16 protein-coding genes are annotated in these 19,699 nt (G+C 70.4%); 2 read left to right on the forward strand and 14 right to left on the reverse strand.

Going from position 1 to position 19,699, the window contains the following annotated elements:
- Both ACGF7Y_RS19210 and ACGF7Y_RS19215 read left to right on the forward strand, forming a co-directional pair.
- Nucleotides 1-1,071, forward strand: a complete 1,071-nt coding sequence (locus ACGF7Y_RS19210) for an aldo/keto reductase (protein WP_393235551.1) — start codon at nucleotides 1-3, stop codon at nucleotides 1,069-1,071.
- A 525-nt stretch (nucleotides 1,072-1,596) separates the two neighbouring features.
- Nucleotides 1,597-2,229, forward strand: coding sequence for a maleylpyruvate isomerase family mycothiol-dependent enzyme (locus ACGF7Y_RS19215; RefSeq protein ID WP_393235554.1), 633 nt, complete (start codon nucleotides 1,597-1,599; stop codon nucleotides 2,227-2,229).
- Nucleotides 2,230-2,603: 374 nt separating this feature from the next.
- Here the strand turns inward: ACGF7Y_RS19215 and holA are convergent, their stop codons facing one another.
- From holA to ACGF7Y_RS19285, 14 genes are all read right to left on the reverse strand, one after another.
- Complete coding sequence (gene holA, locus ACGF7Y_RS19220) at nucleotides 2,604-3,575, reverse strand: DNA polymerase III subunit delta (protein ID WP_393235557.1); 972 nt, start codon at nucleotides 3,573-3,575, stop codon at nucleotides 2,604-2,606.
- A gap of 400 nt (nucleotides 3,576-3,975) precedes the next feature.
- Complete coding sequence (locus tag ACGF7Y_RS19225; RefSeq protein ID WP_393235560.1) at nucleotides 3,976-6,681, reverse strand: ComEC/Rec2 family competence protein; 2,706 nt, start codon at nucleotides 6,679-6,681, stop codon at nucleotides 3,976-3,978.
- Nucleotides 6,682-6,740: 59 nt separating this feature from the next.
- A complete protein-coding gene (locus ACGF7Y_RS19230; protein WP_393235563.1) occupies nucleotides 6,741-7,574 on the reverse strand; it encodes a ComEA family DNA-binding protein in 834 nt (277 codons plus the stop codon).
- 895 nt (nucleotides 7,575-8,469) lie between these two features.
- Nucleotides 8,470-8,955 (reverse strand): GNAT family N-acetyltransferase, encoded by a 486-nt coding sequence (locus ACGF7Y_RS19235; protein WP_393235566.1) that lies wholly within the window; start codon nucleotides 8,953-8,955, stop codon nucleotides 8,470-8,472.
- A gap of 72 nt (nucleotides 8,956-9,027) precedes the next feature.
- Nucleotides 9,028-9,870, reverse strand: coding sequence for a DegV family protein (locus tag ACGF7Y_RS19240; protein WP_393235569.1), 843 nt, complete (start codon nucleotides 9,868-9,870; stop codon nucleotides 9,028-9,030).
- A 3-nt stretch (nucleotides 9,871-9,873) separates the two neighbouring features.
- Nucleotides 9,874-10,569 carry a diglucosylglycerate octanoyltransferase gene (octT, locus tag ACGF7Y_RS19245; protein ID WP_062976586.1) on the reverse strand — a complete coding sequence of 232 codons (696 nt, stop codon included), beginning with the start codon at nucleotides 10,567-10,569 and terminating at the stop codon, nucleotides 9,874-9,876.
- 718 nt (nucleotides 10,570-11,287) lie between these two features.
- Nucleotides 11,288-11,947, reverse strand: coding sequence for a histidine phosphatase family protein (locus ACGF7Y_RS19250; protein ID WP_373283853.1), 660 nt, complete (start codon nucleotides 11,945-11,947; stop codon nucleotides 11,288-11,290).
- Nucleotides 11,944-12,354 (reverse strand): ribosome silencing factor, encoded by a 411-nt coding sequence (gene rsfS / locus ACGF7Y_RS19255; RefSeq protein ID WP_393235573.1) that lies wholly within the window; start codon nucleotides 12,352-12,354, stop codon nucleotides 11,944-11,946. The genes ACGF7Y_RS19250 and rsfS overlap by 4 nt, the downstream gene beginning before the upstream one ends.
- A gap of 28 nt (nucleotides 12,355-12,382) precedes the next feature.
- Nucleotides 12,383-13,024 (reverse strand): nicotinate-nucleotide adenylyltransferase, encoded by a 642-nt coding sequence (nadD, locus tag ACGF7Y_RS19260; RefSeq protein WP_084499312.1) that lies wholly within the window; start codon nucleotides 13,022-13,024, stop codon nucleotides 12,383-12,385.
- Nucleotides 13,025-13,127: 103 nt separating this feature from the next.
- Nucleotides 13,128-15,089 (reverse strand): hypothetical protein, encoded by a 1,962-nt coding sequence (locus tag ACGF7Y_RS19265; protein WP_393235577.1) that lies wholly within the window; start codon nucleotides 15,087-15,089, stop codon nucleotides 13,128-13,130.
- Between the two features lie 2 nt (nucleotides 15,090-15,091).
- Nucleotides 15,092-16,942: an HSP90 family protein gene (locus ACGF7Y_RS19270; RefSeq protein WP_393235580.1), complete on the reverse strand. Its 1,851-nt coding sequence runs from the start codon at nucleotides 16,940-16,942 to the stop codon at nucleotides 15,092-15,094.
- Nucleotides 16,943-16,995: 53 nt separating this feature from the next.
- On the reverse strand, nucleotides 16,996-17,337 hold the full coding sequence (locus ACGF7Y_RS19275) for an MmcQ/YjbR family DNA-binding protein (protein ID WP_040865518.1): 342 nt from the start codon (nucleotides 17,335-17,337) through the stop codon (nucleotides 16,996-16,998).
- Nucleotides 17,338-17,346: 9 nt separating this feature from the next.
- Entirely contained in the window at nucleotides 17,347-18,774 is a 1,428-nt protein-coding gene (locus tag ACGF7Y_RS19280) for a VWA domain-containing protein (RefSeq protein ID WP_393235583.1), read from the reverse strand.
- A 3-nt stretch (nucleotides 18,775-18,777) separates the two neighbouring features.
- Entirely contained in the window at nucleotides 18,778-19,659 is an 882-nt protein-coding gene (locus ACGF7Y_RS19285; RefSeq protein ID WP_040865516.1) for a MoxR family ATPase, read from the reverse strand.
- Nucleotides 19,660-19,699 lie beyond the last annotated feature (40 nt).

The following is a 19,699-nucleotide window of genomic DNA, read 5'->3' on the forward strand; positions in this document are numbered from 1 at the left end:
ATGTCCGGAGCCCGCACCCTCGACACCTACCGGCTGCTCGGCCGCTCGGGACTGCGAGTTTCTCCGCTGTCCCTGGGAACCATGACCTTCGGCGCCGATTGGGGCTGGGGCGCGGACCGGGACGAAGCCCGCAAGATCTTCGACACCTACGTCGAGCGCGGTGGCAACTTCATCGACACGGCCAACCAGTACACCAACGGCACCTCCGAGCAACTGCTCGGCGAATTCACCGCGGACAATCGCGAAAGCCTGGTGCTGGCCACCAAATACACCATGCTGCGCCGCCCGGGCGACCCGAACTCCGGTGGCAACCACCGCAAGAGCATGATCGGCTCGGTCGAGGCCAGCTTGCGCAGGCTGAACACCGACTACATCGACCTGCTCTACCTGCACGCCTGGGACTTCCTGACCCCCGTCGAGGAAATCCTGCGCGGCATGGACGATCTGGTGCGCTCGGGCAAAGTGCTCTACCTCGGCATCTCCGACGCGCCGGCCTGGCAGATCGCGCGGATGCAGACCATCGCGGACCTGCGCGGCTGGTCGCCGCTGATCGCACTGCAGATCGAGTACAGCCTGATCGAACGGACCGTCGAGCGTGACCTCATCCCGATGGCGCGGGACCTGGGCCTCGGCGTGATCCCGTGGTCGCCGCTGGCCAGCGGCGTGCTCACCGGTAAGTACAGCCGGGCCGATCTCGACCACGAGGCGGACGGTTCGCCCGAGGGCAGCCGCAAGAACGTGGCCGCCGCCAACGGCTCGCTCACCGAACGCGGGCTCGCCATCGCCGATGTCGTCAAGCAGGTCGCCGACGAAATCGACAAGACGCCTTCGCAAGTCGCGCTGGCCTGGACGCTGCGCGATCCCGCGGTCACCTCGCCACTCATCGGCGCCCGCACCGCGGCGCAACTGGAGGATAATCTCGGCGCGCTCGACGTGGAGTTCGACGCCGCCCAGCTCGCCCGGCTCGAACAGGCCAGCGCGGTGGACCTGGGCTTCCCGCACGAGTTCCTGAACCGCCCCATGACCCAGAGCGTCACCTTCGGCGACCTGAAGATCGAAGGGCGCGCCTGATCATCGACCCGTGCGACGGTGCGGAACTGGACCCGCACCGCCGCACAGGGCTGTGACCTCGGCGTCGCGCACTTCCCGAGCAGCGTCGGCTTACGGCGCATCGGTGCTCATATTCGGGGCCGCTGACCTCCTGACCTGCATCGCCCGGCCGAGGCAGCGGCGGTGTCTCGGCGTGTGATGGTCCCGGGCGTGTACTGGACGAACGAACGACGCCGCGACCAGCGCGAATTCTCGCACGTGGATCGCCGCGACCGGGTGATCGTCTTCACGTCCCGGCTACTGTCGCGCCCCCGGGACACCGCGCCGAGGCGATGCCGCAGAACCCGGCAGCACGGATCACATGGGCCCTGTCGCCGATCCGGGGAGCCGCGACCCCACGCCGACCACCGCGCAGCGTGCTTACCGATCCCCCTCAGACGCTCACGTGGCCGTTGATCCGACGACGGTGACGAGACTCACAGTCCGATCAGTTCGGGTGCGCCGCGCCGTCCACATCGTCGACCGCAACGACCGAGGAGAGTGGCCATGGACCTGGACGAGATCACGATGTGGACGCGCGCCGAACGTCTCGCCATCGCCGACCTCCTCGACGACCTGGACGACCACGAATGGACCGCCGACTCGCTGTGCCCCGGCTGGACCGTGCACGACGTCTCGGCGCACCTGACCCTGTCCAATCGGGTCACCCTCGGCGCGACGATCGCGGGAATCCTCCGGGCGCGAGGCGACTGGAACCGGATGACGGAGCGCATGGCACGCGACCGCGCGAGCCGCTACTCACCCGCCGAGTTGATCGCGCAACTGCGCGAAGGCGCCGCCTGGACTCGGCGAGCGCCGGGAGCCGGACCACTGGATCCCCTGATCGACACCATGATTCACGGGCAGGACATCGCCCGTCCGCTCGGCAGGCGACACACCATGCCCCTCGAGCAGGCCGTCGTCGCACTGGAACACGTGCTGCGCAGCCCGTTCTACGGCAGCAAGAAGCGTCTGCACGGTCTTCGCCTGGTGGCCACCGACGCGGAGTGGTCCTCCGGCACCGGCACAGCGGAGATCGAGGGACCGCTGAGCGATCTGTTGCTCGTGGCGACCGGACGCGCGGCAGGGCTCGCCGGATTGACGGGCACGGGTGTGGAAAGCCTCACCCGCGCGCTGTAGCGGTCGAGCCGGTCGGATGCCCAGACATGGATCACGAGGCCGTGTACCGCGCATCCTGGTCGGCGGTGGCGGCACGATACCTGGCGAATGGCCGACGGCTCGTAATCGCGAAGACCTCACTTAATCACGACTGCGGCCCGGTCGACGTGGTCATCCGCACGTCCCCGAACTCATGGTCGTCTCGATCCGCCGTGGTCACGACGTCCTCCAACCGGCCGGAGCGAACTGGCACCGATGTGACCGAGTAGGCCCACTCTCAGCAAGCAGGATGCGGCCCCTGCCGCAAGTGCCCGCCGCCGACCGCTACCCGCCTCCGTGTCGAGCGGGCCACTCGATCTCCTGCTAGGCCGACCGGATGATCGAACCGGCCCCGATCAGCCCGCGCCGTGGAGATCGAGTATTCGGGTGAGGGCGTGTTCCAGCGCGTAGCCCGCGTCGGCGGCGCCGCCCTTCACGTCGGCGTTGAGGGTCGCGACCACCTGGAGGGCGGAGCCGATGGTCGCGGGAGTCCAGTTGCGGGCCTGAGCTTGCGCCTTCTTCACCTTCCACGGCGGCATGCCGAGTTGCTGGGCCAGTTTGAACGGGTCACCGCGCCCGGCCGAGCCGACGCGCGCGATGGTGTGCACCGAATCGGCGAGCGCGTCGGCGAGCAGGACGTGCGGCACGCCGCGATCGTTCGCCCAGCGCAGCGCCTCCATCGCGCCGGGGCGATCCCCCGCCACCGCCAGTTCGGCCACGTCGAAGCCGGAGACCTCGGCTTTGCCCGAGTAGTAGCGGCGCACGGCCGCCACATCGATCTTCCCGCCGGTGTCCGAGGCCAGCTGCCCGCACGCCGCCGCCAGCTCACGTAGGTCCGAACCCACCGCCTCGAGCATCACTTGGACCACCTCGCCGGACACCCGCACGCCGGCGTTACGGAACTCACCGCGGACGAATTCGACGCGCTCCGCGGCCTTGGTCAGCTTGGCGCAGTCGTGGGTCACCGCGCCCGCTTTCTGCAAAGCGGGCGCGAGCGCCTTGGCCCGACCGCCACCGGAGTGCACGATGACGAGCACCACACCCTCGGGCGGACTCTGCGCCGCCTCGGTGATCACCGCGACCGCGTCCTTACCCGCTTCGGCCGCGGCCTCGAGGATGATCACCCGGTCCTCGGCGAACAGCGACGGGCTCAGCAGTTCCGCGAGCTCCGCGGTGCTCGCGTCCCCCGCGCGCAAGCGATCGACCGGCACCGCGTCCGGGGCCGGGGCCAACGCCCGCACCTGTGCGGTCAGCGCCCCCAGCGCTCGCTCGATCAGCAGTTCCTCTTCCCCCAGCACCAGGTGCACCGACGCGGGCCGCTCGCTCACGCCAGCGCCTCCCCGATGCCGGAGGGCGTCGCGCCCCGAGGAACCGCCGCATTGCTCCATCCGCCGCGCTCGTCCACAGCCCGATCCTACGGTTCCCAACCGACACCTCACCTAGCGGAACAGCGCTGGCGGCACACTGCCACGGCAATGGAGTCGCCCGGGTTCTGCAACCCGGCGACCGGTTCCGGCGCGATACCCCGCCACGTCGGTCTCTGGCCCCCGGTCCGGACGCCGTGACGCTGCTCGCCCGCCACGTTCTCTTCGACTGGCCGGACCCGCCGCTGCGCCGGATGCCCCGCCGACTCCGCCACCCCGCACCTGATTAACCGGCTGGATCTGCACCAGTGGCGATCTCCCCTGCGGGCAGCAGGTGGAGGTGCGATTCCGCCTGCTTGCCGGATCATCGTGACCTCGTCACGCGGAGATGTCCGTCGCTACCGGACACCACGATGTCGCCTTCCCGGTCCGTTCGGGACACCATGGCGCCGAGGTCGGACAGGTCCGCGAGGACGGCGGGGTTGGGATGGCCGAAGGTGTTATCGGCGCCGACGCTGACGAGCACCAGGCGGGGCCGTACCGCGTCCAGGAATTCTTTGGTGGTCGTGCGTGATCCGTGGTGCGGGAGTTTGAGGATGTCCGCCTGGATGGGGATCCCGGCATGCATCAGAGCCCGCTGCGCGGACGCTTCGATGTCCCCGGTGAGCAGGATCCGGCCCGCGGGTGTGCGGGCGGTGACGACCACCGAACGGTCGTTGGCGTCCTCGGTTTCGGCGCCCCGGACGGGTCGCGGACCGCTTCTGGACGGCGCGAGCACTTCGAGTTCGATCGACCCGAAACTCAGGAGGTGCCCGGCCGACAACTCCAGCAGCGGCACTCCCGCGCTTCTGGCGATGGCCGCGACCTGCGCGAGCCCCGAGGCAGGAGTACGGGCGTCACCCGATGGGCGCACCGACCTTTTGCTCTCGAATTCGGCTGGATCACAATCGAGTTGCTCGCGCCTGCTCCCGTAGGAGGAGTGCTCGTAGATGCCAGGCAGCAGCCTTCGCGCGTCTCTCCGGCCGGTCCGAGGGGTGCGATGATTCTCCGCATCGCGCTTCGCGGCACCGATGAGCCCCGGTGCATTCGCGGCCGGTGTAGCGGTCGGCACGGAGCCGCAGCCGGGCTCGACTTCGGAAGTCGGCCGGCCGGGGCCGGGCGGAGTAGGCGGCGCAAGACCGTCGAGCTCGTGGATTCCGACGGCGATCGCGTCGACCGCACGCTCGTGCAGTGCGCCGGTGAGCCCGTCGATGTGGTCCGCGTGCGGATGGGTGAGGATCAGCAGCGGGATGCGCGAAATGCCCAACCGGTCCAGGCAAGTGCGGATCGGGCGCGGATCCGGTCCGACATCGATGACGACGGCGGCGCCGGGACCGACCGACAGGGCGAGGCCGTCGCCTTGGCCGACATCGCATGCCGCGAGAATCCAACCGCTCGGCGGCCAGCCCGGATGCCAGAGCCGCACCGGGACCAGCACCACCGCGACGCCGAGCACCATCGCGGCGGCGATCCGCCGCACGGCTCGGGCACGCATGCCCGCGATCGCGCCCACCACGACGGCACCCGCGATCAGCCCGCCCGCCACACCACCCGGCACCGCGACGGATGCGCCAGGCAGCGCGGCCGCGTGGCGGGCCACCCACAGCAACCACCACAGCGGCGGCGTAGCGCAACGCAAGACCAGGTCGGCGAGCGGCGACCACAGGCTCGCGAGCACCGCACCACCCGCCCCCACGACGGTGATCGGCGCGATGACCGGGGCGACAAGGACATTCGCGAGCACCGCGACCAGGCTGAGCCGTCCGGTGAGCGCGATCACGATCGGCGTCGTGACCACGAACGCCCCGGCGGACACGGCGACTATCTCGGCGGGCACGCGCCACCATCCCCTGGCACGCAACCAGTCGCCCCAGCTCGGCGCCAGCAGGATGAGGCCGCCCGTCGCGATCACCGACAGCGCGAACCCCGCGTTCACGGCGAGCCCGGGCCACAGGGCGAGCAGCGCGATGATCGCGGCGCACAGCGCGGGCAGCGCCTGCTTACGACGACCCGTGAGCACGGCCAGCAGGGTGATCGCGCCCATCGCACCGGCGCGCAGCACGCTCGGGTCCGGCCGCGCGACGACGACGAACATGAGCAGCGCCACGGCGGCGACGGCCACCGCGCCGCGCGGGCCGAGGGTCAGCACGCGCACGACGAACAACACGACGGAGAGCAGGATGGTGAAATTCGCGCCGCTGACCACGGTCAGGTGCTGTAGCCCGGCGATCTCGAAGTCGTCGCGCACCTGTCCGGACAGCGCCGAGGTGTCACCGACGACCAGCGCGGGCAACAACCCTGCGGCGTCGGGCGGCAGTGCCCGCATGGCCGATGCCGCGAAATCGGTGCGCACGGAATCGGCGGTGCGCTGCCACCAGGGCAGCGGCCCCGCGGCGACCGGCGCTCCCTGTGCGTGCAGCGTGACGACGGTGAGGTCGGGCCGCCGCGGCTGGTCCACCCGGGCCCGGAACTCGACCGGGCCGCCCGGCGACAAGTGGGCCCACGCCGGTCCGGAAGCCAGGACGACCACCGCGCCACCGGCCCGCACCGTCACACCTCCGCGCCGGTATTCGCGCAGATCCGCCCGGACCACCCATTGCCGGTCCGCACCGGCGACTCTGGCACGCAGTGGTTTCGGGTCGTCCGTCGGGGTGACCACCACGCGCAGCGACTGCCCCGCCGCCGCCCGCAACGGATGGCTCGCCACCCGATGTTCCCGCCATGCCGCGGCAGCCGCGAAGCCCGCCCCCAGTACGACAGCCGCGAGGGCCACCACCGCTACCGCTCGCCGACGTTCGCCACGGTGCGCGATCGCCCACAGCAGCAGAACCCACAACCCGATAGCCGAAACCATCAACGCGGCCGCCAGTCCCACCCCGGCTCGCCACCCCGCCGTCACAGCCACGATCGTGGCGCCCCAACAGGACAGCGCGGCCGGTAAGAGGCGGGCGTCCAGCACCTGGACAGCGCCGGTATCCTCCGCCGCGACGCCCTGCTCCGAACCTCGAACGCCTTCGCCCGTGCCGGCCACCGGCGACTCCGCACGAGATCCCGGCCTCCGGCGAACCAGCTCGATCAGACCGCCTGCGGTCATACCCGCACCAACTCCCGCAGCCGGGCCAGCCGGGCCGGGCCGATGCCGTCGACCTCGCCGAGCTGCTCGACGGAGGTGAAGCGTCCGTTGGCCGCACGCCAGCTGACGATGGCGCGGGCGGTGACCGGCCCGACACCGGGAAGAGCGTCGAGGTCGGACTCGGAGGCCGTGTTCAGGTCGATCCGACCCGCCGGGCCCGACGGGCGGCTCGGTGTGGCGGCGGATCCGGAGGACGGACGCCCGCCCGCACCGATCGTGCTGCTGCCCTGCTGCGGTCCGCCGGGGCTCGGAGCGACCGGTCCGACCAGCACTTGGTCGCCATCCGACAACCGCTGCGCGAGATTCAGGCCGGTGGTGTCCGCGCCCGCGCTCGGGCCGCCGGCCGCGGCGAGCGCGTCGGCGACACGCGACCCTTCGGGGAGGCGGACCAAACCGGTGCGCTGGACCAGGCCGACCACGCTGATGACCAATTCGGCCGTCGGCGGGGTCGGGTCGACGCGCTCCCGTGGTGCCGCGACGGCGCTCGCCGAAGCGGCAGTACCCGGTGTTGCCAAGGCGACGGCCTGCCCGAGCGCCAACGGTGGCACCGGCCGGGCGATCGGGCGCTCGCGGAAAACGATCACGCCGGCGACGACCATCGCGGCGAGCCCGACGAGCGCGAGCGCACGCACCCCGCGACGCCCCGGATCGAATCGGATGCCCCGCAATCGTTCGGGCACGAGGCGGTGCCGCCAGTCGGGCCCGGTCACCGGCTCCGCCAGCCAGCCGGGGGACCGAACGCGACCGACATCGTCTTCGGACTCCTGGTCGGGGGCCGGATGGCCGGGCAACCGCGAGAGATTCCATTTTCCCGCCCCTCCGGAAGTATCGTCCGGCCCTGGTTCACCCTGTTGCGTAATACCATCGGCGAAGCCCCCTTCGTGTGTCGATCCGCGCCAGTCCTCGTCCTCCTCGGATCCGGTCGCCCGGGTTTCCACCGCTGTCCCGCCGGAACGAGATGTGGACGGCGCTTCCCCAGCCACCGGCTGGGGGCGATCGACCTGCGGCGTGCGACTCGCCGATCCTGAAACCGCTGGGAGTGAGGAGGTTTCGCGGGGAAACGGGGAACGCGCCCCCGCGCCGGACCGCCCCACGCGTTGGGCGGCCGCCCGGGCGGTACTCGACTCGCCCGCACGATCCGGCTGCCCGATCCTCCGTCCGGATTCGCCGCTGTGGGATCGTGCCGTCGCCCGAACAGACGGTGCCCGCTCGGCTTCCGGCGACGTCGTCTCGGTGCCCACACCGGCCGTTCTGCTCGCGCCGACCCGGGCGGTCAGTTCACCCAATCGCCGTCGCACCCGCTCGCGTTCGTCCTGTCGTGACATGGCGGCGACGGTAGTGCCGCCATACGGCGGGAAAATCGGTCCGACCAGCGGATTCGACGAACCTGTTGATAACTGGAGCGCTGTGCACAACTCGCCCTCGAGCGGTCGGCGCATTCCTCCGAACACGCCGCGTAGTTCACATACGAACTTGCCGGGACACGGCTCAGTGGATCCCGGCCGAGCGCACCGAGCCCGCCGGATCGGGGCCGACGCGCCGAGCAGACTGTGCCCCCGTCCAGCACCTTCCGGTCAGCAAACCTGTCGACGCCCACCATGCGGCACCGCAACACGGCGGGCAGATGACCGGCCTCGCCGATGCCGCGGCCGACTCGGCCGGCGGAGGATCAGAGGAATTCCCGGCTCAGCCCAGATCCTTGGCGAAGCAGTTCGACAAGGGCAACACCTCATACGGCGAGAAGATCGGAATACGGTGATAGCCGCTGCGCTCGTAGAAGCGAACGGCCTCCGGTTGCAGGTGCCCGGTTTGCAGTATCAGGCGAGGCTGCCCGGACGTGCGGGCGGCATCCTCGGCGGCGGCGAGCAGCACGGCCGCGGCGCCGGAGCCACGGTGCGCGGGACGGACGAACATCCGCTTGACCTCGAGTTCCCCCGCGTTCCACCGCAGGGCGGCATGGCCGACCGGACCGCCGGAGTAAGCGACGAAGGTGCTGTGCACGGTGGCCGGGTCGACGGCATTCGGATTCGTGGACAGCTGCTTTGCCAGGTGGGCATAGCGCGGCCCGACCTCGGCAGCCATCTCCGCGCGCAATGTCACCGCGTCAGGATGGTCCCAGTCCACCGAGGTCACGGTGAGCGGCGAACGGAGCGGCGGCCTCGACACACTCATGCCCCGACGCTAACCACACGACGAACAGCACGCCCGTATTCCGATCACCGAGATTGCTGTATTCGGCGACGTTCAGTGGCACCCGCCCGGCACCACCAGCACGCCCAGCGCCCCCAACCCCAAGTGCACCGCCAGCGCGGGTCCGAATTCGGCGACGATGAGTTCTCTGATGCCGGGGACGAGTTCGCGCAACTGGCCCGCGACGGTCTGCGCGGCGTCCTCGGCGCCGAGGTGCTGCACGGCCACCGCGGCGCCGTCCTCGCCGGCCGCGTCGACCGCCGCGGCGACGAGTTTCGTGTACGCCTTGGAGCGCGTCCGGACCTTCTCGCGCAGTTCCAGCCGCCCTTCGACGATGTGCAACAGTGGCTTGGTGACCAGCTCGCTGCCGAAGAACGTGGCCGCCGACGACAGCCTGCCGCCGCGGCGCAGCTGCTCGGTGCGATTGACCAGGATGAACGTGCGGGCACGCGCGGCGGCGGCGACCGCCGCGTCGTAGACCACGTCAAGCGGCGCCCCGCCCGAAGCTCGGCGCGCGGCGGCCAGCGCGGGCAGCCCGGTGGCGAGCCCGGCCCCCAGCGAGTCGACCAGGCGGACGCGATCGGCGGCGTCCATGTCGCGCACGGCCTGTCGCCCGGCCTCCCAGGTCCCGGACAGCCGACGGGAAAGATGCACCGCGACAACGCCGTCGCCGCCGCTGCGCTCCCAGGCCCGCTCGTAGACCTCGCGCAGCTCACCGGGTGAGGGGGCGGAGGTGGTCACGGTGTCGGAGGCGTAGTCGATGTCGACGGGATCCACGCCTTCCCGCATCGCCCGGCCACCGACCAGGACGTGCAGCGGGACAACGGCGATATCCAGTTCGTCGAGGTGTTCGGCAGGGAGGCCGGCGGACGAATCGGTGACGACCACGACTGCCACGGACTACCGAACCTCCTGCAGGGTCTTCACCATCGCGTTGGCCACCGCCGTGTGCCCGTCCCAGCCCCAGTGGATGCCGTCCGGGTTCGCCTCGCCGGAGAAGATGTTGTCGCGCACCGCTTCACCGAGGTCGACCAGCGGCACCGAGGTCCGGCCCGACCAGGCGCGCAGTGCCTCGACGGCCCGTGGCCTACCGGAGTGCACGCGACCGTAGGCCGCGCAGTCGTGCACCGACGGCAGTACCGCGACAACGGGCAGGCCGGGGCGCAACTGCGCCAGCGCCGTGCGGGACTGTTCCAGATAGTCGACGCTCACCTTCGGCGGAAGCGCCACGGGCCTGCCGAGTTTCGAGAGTTTGGGCTGCAACCAGTTGTAGGTGGCGCGCACGACGCGGCGCAGAGCAGGCGGGCGCACGTAGCGGATCAGCTCGCGCAGGGCGGTGGGCAGCGGCGAGGGCAGCGTGTCCATACCGCCGACCGCGAAGACCACCGCACCCGCACGCGGCACCGCGGCCCACACCCGGGGATCGCCGATCAGCGCCCAGTATGCGTCGCGGCAGGTCCAGCCGATCCGCGCGACCAATTCGACGTCCCAATCGAGCTCGGCGGCAACCAGATTCGGCCAGATGCGCGGATGGTCGGCGGGCAGTCCACCCTTCGGCCCGAAGTAGGAGAGCGAGTCGGCGATCACCAGCAGCACCGGGCGCGTGGCTTCGCGTGTTTCGGCCGGCTCGTCGGCGGCGAGGGATTCCGAAGCGGCAGCGGCCGGCTCGGACGCTGCGAGTTCGACTTCCCCTGACACGGCGGACCCGGTCGGCGCGGTGGCGGGTTCGATCACGGCGTCGGTGGACGGGGAGATCGCGTCGGCCGCGGACCCGTCCGCCACCGATTCGCCGAGCACTGCTGCCAGCCCATCCGGCGCGGCGGATTCGGCGAGCGCGTCGGCCGCGAGCTTGTCCGCCGCCATAGCAACCGGTTCACCGGGCTCTGGTGCGAACCCGATCGGCGCTGCGGCAATCGATTCCGCGATCGCCTCCACCGCGTGCACGGCAACCGGTTCGCCGGACTCCGCGGATCCATTCGGTGCTGCGGCGAAAGATTCGGCGTCCGCTGCCCCGGCTCCGTCCGCAGCCGAAGCCACCGATTCACCGAGCGCTTCCGCCAACTCGGCAACCGGTTCCGAGGCGTCGCTCGTGGTGGCGACGGGCGAGGTGTCGGCGGCGGCGGGCAGTCGCGGCTCCGCTCCGGCGACGGTGCCGCCCGATACGTCGTCCTCCGCGTCGGATTCCTCGACGGACGTTGCCTCGGGTTCGCGGGCAGCCGGTGTCGGGCCGCCGAACAACGCGTCCGGCAACTGCCGTTCGGGCTTGGCCGACACCTTACGGAACAGTTCGTCGGGGACCGATCTGATCGGCTCTTCAGAGGACATCCGGTGCTACCTTCGCCGCTGCGTTCCACACATCCAGACGCCAGCCGGGCTGTTCGATGCTCGGACCGTGACTGCTGAGCTGCACCCAGCTGGTGTTGGCCAGTCCTCCGAGGATCGGCCAGTTCTGCGGCGGCAGGTCGAGCAGCGCGGCCGTGAGGGCGGCGATCAGCCCGCCGTGCGCCACCAGGATGATAGTCCGGCCAGGCCAATCCTGTCGCTCGACCAGCAACTCCCGCACCACCGGCAGCGACCGCGCACCGACCTCGAGTTTGCTCTCGCCGTTGGGCGGGGTGTAGTCCGCGTTCAGCCGCCACGTCATGCGCGCGCCCGGGTAGTCGGCGTCGACTTCCAGGTGGGTCAGGCCCTCCCAGTCGCCGAGGTTGGTCTCCCGCAACCTGGTGTCGGGCACGACGGTGAGGCCGGTGTGCTCGGCCAGTGCCGTCGCGGTGTCGAAGGCCCTGCGCAGGTCCGAGGAGTGGATTGCGATGGCGTTGCGCGAAACCAGTTCGCGTGCGGCCTCTTTGGCCTGTCTGCGACCGAGTTCGGTGAGATCGGTGTCGATCTGGCCTTGCATCCGGTCGGCGGCGTTCCATTCGGTTTGGCCGTGGCGCAACAGGATCAAGGTGCGCACGCCGGCATGTCTGCTCACGATCGCGCCTCGTCCTCCGTCGCCGCCGAGCGTGTCTCCGGAGGCCCGGTGAGGCCGCTGACCGGCACTACGGGGCAGTCCTTCCACAAACGTTCCAGCGCATAGAAATTGCGCTCGTCGTTGTGCTGGATGTGCACGACGACGTCGACGTAGTCCAGCAGTGCCCAGCGGCCTTCGCGGGTGCCCTCGCGCCGGACCGGCTTGTGCCCGGCCGCGCGGAGCTTCTCCTCCACGTTGTCGACGATGGCGTTGACCTGGCGTTCGTTGGGCGCCGACGCGATCACGAAGCAGTCGGTGATCACCAGCTGCTCGGACACGTCGAGCACCACCACGTCCGACGCCAGCTTCTCGTCCGCGGCCAGCGCGGCCACCTGCGCGATCTCCACCGACTCGGTCGACGCCGTCATGCCCGCACCTCGCTGCGCTCGCTCACGCTCAGCTACCTTCCGCTGCTCCGGGCACATACAGGTGCCGCTTCGATATGTACTGCACCACGCCGTCGGGGACGAGGTACCACACCGGCCGGTTCTCGGCGGCGCGGCGACGGCATTCACTCGACGAGATCGCCAGCGCGGGGACCTCGATCATGGTCACCGCATCCGCCGGAAGATCCCGCAGGTGCTCTTGAAGGTGATCGATGTTCAGCTCGTACCCCGGACGGCTCACCCCGACGAACTTCGCCAGGTCGAACAGTTCCGCCCAATCCTGCCATGTCAGGATGCTGGCCAACGCGTCCGCACCGGTGATGAAGTACAGCTCGGCACCGGGATGCGCCGATTGCATCTCCCGCAGGGTGTCGACGGTGTAGGTCATCTTGCCGCGATCGATGTCCGCGCGGCTCACCGAGAATCGCGGATTGGACGCGGTCGCGATGACGGTCATCAGATACCGGTCCTCGGCCGGGCTGACCTGTTTGTGCGATTTCTGCCACGGTTGCCCGGTCGGGACGAAGATCACTTCGTCCAGGTCGAACCGGTGCGCGACCTCGCTGGCGGCGACCAGATGCCCGTGGTGGATGGGGTCGAACGTGCCGCCCATCACCCCGAGCTTGCGGCCGCGCCGACCTCTCTCGTGCATGACTGCCGAGCTTAACGGGTCCCGCACGGCCCGCACGGGCCGGTCAGTGAGGGGCGGGCACCGAACTGTGGACACCCGCCCGCAGTCCGGTCCGCCGCAAGCCTCAGGCGCTGGTTTCCGGGACGCCGCCGATTCTCAGCATGCGAGCCAGTTGTTCGCGGGTATGCGCGAGTTCCTCCGCCGCCTCGGCCGACCGTTCGGCCAGCACGGCCAGCTCGGCGGTCAGCGTCCGCATGGAGGTGAGCCAGGGTTCGGGATCTGCTCCGGGGGACACCTGGAGCCATGCGGCCGACCGTAGGCAAGCCGCCCGCGCCGCTACCGCGTCCAGCCGGGCCCACAGCTCGGCGGCGCGGTGGTAGGCCGCCACCGCCTCGTCGTCCTGCCCGCAGTGCTCGAGCGCGCCTGCGGCCGACGACGCCAGCTCGGCGTGCAGCTTCGTCCGTTCCGGATCGTGCTCGACCAGACGCGCCCCCTCGAGGAACTGCCGCGCGGCTTCGCGAGGGCGGTCGAGCGCGTCCAGGGAGCGGCCGAACTGCGCGCGTACCACCGCCAGTTCGCCGGACGGATACGGGAGGGCACCGCCGGCCAGCGCCTGTTCGAAGAGGGCGACCGCCTCGCCGTGGCGCTCGGCGCGGTGGAACGCGCGCGCGGCGACCACGGTGTGGTGCAGCACGTCCGGTTCGGACAGTCCCTCCCAGCGCGCGGCGGCGCGCACCGCGACGTCGGCCAGATCGAGCTCGCGGTCCGGCTGGCTCGCGATGGCGATGACCAGCTGCGCGCCGAGTTGGGCGGCCTCCTCCCCGGTCAGCACCGGCGTGCCCAGCGCCAGCGCTTCCCGTAGATGCGCTTCCGCCTCCTCGGGCGTATCGGCGAGCCGGGCGGCGCCGAGTTCGGCCAGCCTGCGCACTTCACCGGCTCGATCGCCGGAGAAGTCGTCGGCCGCCGGACCGCTGTCCGGCATGTGCGCAGCGCGGGGCAGCGTGCTGCGGACACCGAGCGGCAGCCGCTCGAGCAGCGGCTCGGCGGCGAGCCGGGCGGCCGTGCGCAGGCTGACCGCGCTGTTGCCGTTGCGGGCGTCGTAGCGGGCGCACAGCGCGCCGATCTCGGTTTCCAGCCTCGCGCGCACCGATTCCACCGTCCCGTCCGCCAGCGGAAGATCGCCCAGCCGCAGCGCGACCAGCCTGCGCAGCAGCACGCACACACCGGTCGCGAACGCGAGCCGCGCGCCCGCGTCGGCGCCGGAATCGGCCAGCCAGCTCGCGTGTTCGGCGAGGATCTCGAGCCCGCGCGCCTCGTTGCCGGTCAGCGCGCAGAATTCCACGTGCAACGCCACCGAAGGACGCAGGTCCTCCGTGTGCCGGACCAGTGGGTACCCGGTCAGGTGCGCGCCGCGCGCGGCCGCGACGCGCCCGGTGCGCACCAGCGGGAGTAATGCCTCGGCCAGCACGCGGTGCGGTTCCTCGGCACACGACCGGTCGCCGTCGAGCACGGGTTTCCACTGCGCCAGCCCGGCCTCGTCGTCACCGAGGTGCACGCTCGTCACACCCCACTCGCTGCGCTCACAGGCATCGCAGTCGGACATGCTGTCGCGCGCGGCGGCCCTGGCCTGCGCCAGCCACGCGGCGGCGGCCGCGGTGTCACCGATCTCGCGTGCGAGTTCGGAGCGCAGCGCCAGCACCGGGCGAAGGCTGTAGCCGCGCTGCCGATAGCGGTTGTCCAGCTCGTCGAACCAGCGATCGATCGTGGACAGCGGTATCGAGGGGTTGTCGATCATGCCCCAGGTCATCCATTTCAGGTACCAGTGCACCGAATGCGTCATCGGGCCCAATTCGGCGGGATGATCGTCGTAGACGCGCAGCAACCTGCCGTAGACGACGGGCACCAGATCGCGTTCGCCCGCGTAGGTGTAGGACTGCGCCAGCTCCAGCAGGACCCTGCCTTCGAGCGCGCGATCCGGACCTGTTTTCGCGGCCGCGGCCAGGGTCTCCAGTCGCTCGGTCCGCGTCCGGCCGTGCGGCAGCGCGTAGATGTGCGCCAGTGCGGCATTGATCTCGGCGGCGTCCATGCTCACTCCGTCTCTTCGCCGCGGTCGGCGGCGCGTTGGGTGGCCCAGCCGAGGAATTCGCCGAAGGCGCGGTTGAGCAACGCCGTGTCGGCCGCGCTCAGCGGACGGTGGGTCATCAGCAGCGCTTGGCCGTAGAGCGATTCGACCGCGGTTCTCAGGAAGGCCGGGTCGCCGATGCGGGACAACCTGCGCACGATCGGGCTGTGATGGTTGAGCACGAGCTGAGCACGCGGCGTCGTGACCGCCAACGCGCCGAGGATCTCGGCCCACAATTCGTCGGCGTCCTCGGCGGTCTGCGCCCTGGCGCGTTCGTTGCGGGCGGCGCGGCCGTCGAGGTAGAGCGCGGGCACCGTGACCGGGTGGAAGGCGCGCACGATCACATCGCACGCGAGCGGGTCGAGCACGGTCCGCGCCAGCGCCAGCACCGGGGCCAGGGCCAATTCCTCGCCGGGGTCGACCGGGTCGAGCGCCGCGGTGATCGCGCCGACGTCCAGGTCCACCACCTCGACGCCGGGTAGCAGCCGGGGTAGCTGCGCGACCAGCTCGCGGTCGTAGGCGTAGCCACCGTTGACGACGCCGATCCCCTGCGCGGCGGCGGTGGCCGCCACCTGACGGAACTCCTCGACCGTCGCGGTCACCCGCACGGTGCGGTGGTTGCGGGTGAACTCGGTGAGCGGCACGCGCCCGTCGGTGGTCTCGAAATGCAGATGCGGCAGCATGATCCGCAGCAGGTCGGCCGAATGCCTGGCCATCGCCTTCACTCCGAGCGCGTGTACGGACAGGAACGCGGCCAGCCGCTGGGGCTGTTCGGCGGCGATCTCGGTGAGCCAGTCACGGATCCGATCGCCGAGCACCTCACGCACCACGGCGAGCCGCTCGTCCTCGTAGAGCCCCTCCCGCGACGCGGTGGGCCGCAGCGTGTCGGTGTCGATCACCCCGCGCACGAAGAACGCCCAGTCCGGCAGTACGCCGCGCACCGCGTCGCCGAGCAACATTCCCTTCAGGTACACCCGGTGCGCACTGCTGTCGGACGGGTTTCCCGGCTGGGACAGCACATAGGCGACACCGCTGACCCCGGCCGCACCGGCCTCGAGTTCGATGACGTCGAGCGGGGGGAAGCCCAGCGTCCGGCGTCCGTATTCGAGCAGGGCGGCCCTGCGCTGGTCCGCCGACGCGAACACGCGCCGCCAGACCGGGACACCCTCGGTGACCGTCGTCACCCCTGCGTCCGACTCCACCGTCACCTCGTAGGGCAGCAGCGACCCGAACTCACGCGCCAGATCGGTCACCCGCCGTGGCTGGAACCACTCCTGCGCTCCCCCACGCGCGGTGAGCCATACGGAGGTGCCCGGCTCGGCGTAGTCCGCCGGGTCGAGCGCGCGCACCGAATAGGTACCATCGGCCGAGGCCAGCCACTCGACGGGCGGCGCCGTCGGGTCGATGGCCGATCGGCTGACCACTCGGATGGTCTCGGCGACGGTGAAGCAGGCCAGCAGGCCGATCCCGAACTGCCCGAGGAATTCCCGTCGAGCGCCTTCGATGTCGTCGCGCTTGGACGAGCGGCCGATGGTGGCGAGGAACCGGTGGACGTCGCTCTCGGTCAAGCCGATGCCGGGATCGCTCATCCGCAGGCCGGTTTCGCCTACGGTGAGCCGAATCGCGGTGGGCGCCAGCGGATCCAGTCGGTTGCGAGCGGTGACCGCGTCCACAGCGTTCTGCAACAGCTCGCGGAGAAAGACCCGAGGGCCGGAGTAGAGGTGATGCGAGAGCAGATCGACTATCCCGCGCAGGTCGACCTGGAACGAATAGTTGTTGTGCACCGCCGCCGGATCGCGCGGCGTTCTGTTCACCATGGCCGCCGATCTTGTCGGCGCACGCCAAAGGTTCGCTTAACGAACCCTTTCGGTCAGAGGGTCGGGCGCTTGCTCTTCGGCAGCTTGCGCACGACGGCCTCGTAGGAGAGATCGACCAGCTCGTACAGTTCGTTATCCGAGACGGCGCCGCCGAACTGGATGACGTTCCAGCCGTATCGCCCGATATAGGCCGAGGCCGTCACGTCGTCCGGATACACCCGGACCAGCTCGTCGGCCTCCTCACGAGTCCGTCCGCATTTGAGGCCGACCGACGTCGCACCGAGAAAAGCGAAGATCTTGTCGCCGACCTTGGCGACCACGTCGCCTTCCCACGGCTCGTCCTGCCAGGCTCCCGGCTTCGCCAGGCAGTAGCTCAGCAGCGCGGAATCGTCCATGCCGGTCTTCTACACCGGCAGCAGCCGCGAGACAACCGCGGTGAGCTGTTTGGCCGAGCGGCATTCGTGCATCTCGATCACATCGCGATATCTGTCGGCGGCGGAATCGCCGGAGCCCCACTGGCTGCGCGGTTCCGGATTGAGCCAGTGCGCGTGTTTGGCGACCTCGACCAGCGACCGTAGCGTGTTCAACTCGGGGTCACGATAGTTCGTGCGGGCGTCGCCGAGGATCAGCAGCGAGCTGCGGCTGGTGACGGCATCCGGGTAATCCCTGGCGAACCCGGCAAGCGCGTTGCCGTAGTCGGAGTGCCCGTCCAGCCCGACGACGCTCGCCTCACCGAAGATCCTGGCCATCGACCGATCCAGCTGGGTGTGCGGGTCGAAGAATCGGGTCACCTCGTCGATCTGGTCGACGAACGCGAAGATGCGCACCCGGGAGAACTGTTCGCGCAGCGCGCTCACCAGCAGCAGCGTGAAGTTGCTGAAGCCGGCCACCGAACCGGAGACGTCGCACAGCAGAACCAGTTCCGGGCGGCCCGGTCGCGGCTTGCGGTGCACCAGATCGATGGGGACCCCGCCGGTGGACATGGACGCGCGCAGGGTCCGGCGCAGGTCGATGGCACCGCGGCGGGCGTGCCTGCGGCGCGCGGCGAGACGCGCGGCCAAGATGCGAGCCAAACGCTGGGTGCTGCGCTTGAGTTCGGAGAGTTCGGCTTCGGAGGCGCGCAGGAAATCGACTTCTTCGGCCTGGCGGGCCACGCCGTAGCTCGCCACACGTTCGCGGCCGATCCGCTCGGCGACCCGCCGCCTGGTCTCGGCCTCGACGGTCGCGCGGAAACCGGCGATGCGCTGCCGGGCCGCGCGGCGGGCGATCTCGGCGTCGAACTCGCTCGCGTCCGGCCCGAGGGCCATACCCGCGAGGATCTTCGCCAGCAACGTCTGCGGCTGCACTTCTTTCAGCGCCTGATACGACGAGAAAGACGGGCCGCGGGCGGATTGGTACTGGCCCAGCTGCTCGACCAGCTGCGCGGCCAGCGCCTCCAGCTGCGGGGTCGCCGACTCCTGCGCCAGCAGTTGCGCGAGCAGTTCGCGCAGGGCAGGGATGTCCACATCACCCGAGCGGGTGTGCGGGATCTCGAGCTCGTCCCCGGCCGCGGCGCGTTCCCCGACGGCGACCGGGAACCACAGGTCGAACAGGCCGTCGAAGGTCGCCCGGTGGGTGGTGCGCCGCAGCAACGAGCACGCCAGCCCTTCGCGCAGGACCTCGCGGTCCATCAGGTCGAGCACGGTCACCACACGGCCCGCGTCGACCGTCTCCGAGGGGCCGACCGGTATGCCGCGCGCCCGCAGCGCCTCCACGAAGCCGACCAGATGCCCCGGAATACCGTGCGGCGCGCTCAGCGACGCGACCTCGGCGGGGACCGACCCGGCCGCCACGGCTCAGGCCAGCTTCAGTTCGGCCAGCGCGCGCTGGTGGTCGCTCTGGTGTTTGAGGACCACACCGAGAGTGGCGCGAACGGTGGTGTCGTCCAGGTCACGCAGGCCCAGCGCCAGCAGCGTGCGGCCCCAGTCGATCGATTCCGCGACCGAGGGCAGCTTCTTCAACTGCATGCCGCGCAGTACGTGCACGATCCGCACCAGCTGCGCGGCGACGGCCGCCGACAGCTCCGGGACCCGGCTGGCCAGGATGCGCCGCTCCAGCTCCTCGTCCGGGAAGTCCAGGTGCAGATACAGGCAGCGGCGCTTGAGCGCCTCGGACAGCTCGCGCGTGGCGTTCGAGGTGAGTACCACGAACGGCTTGCGGCTGGCGGTGATCGTGCCCAGCTCCGGCACCGTCACCGCGAAATCGCTGAGCACCTCGAGCAACAGGCCCTCGATCTCGACGTCGGCCTTGTCGGTCTCGTCGATCAGCAGCACCGTGGGATCGGTGCGCCGGATCGCGGTCAGCAGCGGGCGCGACAGCAGGAATTCCTCGGTGAAGACGTCGGCCTTCGTCTCCTGCCAGTCGTTCTCACTGGAGGCCTGGATGCGCAGGATCTGCTTGGCGTGGTTCCACTCGTACAGCGCGCGGGCCTCGTCGACGCCCTCGTAGCACTGCAACCGCACCAGCTCCGCGCCCGAGGTCTGCGCGACAGCGCGCGCCAGCTCGGTCTTGCCCACACCCGCCGGTCCCTCGATCAGCAGCGGCTTGCCCAGACGATCGGCCAGGAACACCGAGGTGGCGGTGGCCTTGTCCGCCAGGTAGCCCGTGCTCGCCAACCGTTCGAGCACGTCTTCCACCGACGAGAAGACCGGCTCCTGTACTGCGCTCTCCGACACCACCCGGCACCTTTCTTCCGAACCATCCCCCACGCTACGGCAG

The sequence above is a fragment of the Nocardia sp. NPDC047654 genome, assembly GCF_043205035.1.
In the GTDB taxonomy this organism is placed as follows: domain Bacteria; phylum Actinomycetota; class Actinomycetes; order Mycobacteriales; family Mycobacteriaceae; genus Nocardia.

Excerpts from the sequence above, each read along its gene's own strand:
- ACGF7Y_RS19275 (WP_040865518.1), bottom strand. The coding sequence starts at position 17,337 with ATGGACGATTCCGCGCTGCTGAGCTACTGCCTGGCGAAGCCGGGAGCC.
- ACGF7Y_RS19210 (WP_393235551.1), top strand. The coding sequence starts at position 1 with ATGTCCGGAGCCCGCACCCTCGACACCTACCGGCTGCTCGGCCGCTCG.
- ACGF7Y_RS19270 (WP_393235580.1), bottom strand. The coding sequence starts at position 16,942 with ATGGTGAACAGAACGCCGCGCGATCCGGCGGCGGTGCACAACAACTAT.
- rsfS (WP_393235573.1), bottom strand. The coding sequence starts at position 12,354 with ATGACGGCGTCGACCGAGTCGGTGGAGATCGCGCAGGTGGCCGCGCTG.
- ACGF7Y_RS19215 (WP_393235554.1), top strand. The coding sequence starts at position 1,597 with ATGGACCTGGACGAGATCACGATGTGGACGCGCGCCGAACGTCTCGCC.
- ACGF7Y_RS19235 (WP_393235566.1), bottom strand. The coding sequence starts at position 8,955 with ATGAGTGTGTCGAGGCCGCCGCTCCGTTCGCCGCTCACCGTGACCTCG.
- nadD (WP_084499312.1), bottom strand. The coding sequence starts at position 13,024 with ATGCACGAGAGAGGTCGGCGCGGCCGCAAGCTCGGGGTGATGGGCGGC.
- ACGF7Y_RS19265 (WP_393235577.1), bottom strand. The coding sequence starts at position 15,089 with ATGGACGCCGCCGAGATCAATGCCGCACTGGCGCACATCTACGCGCTG.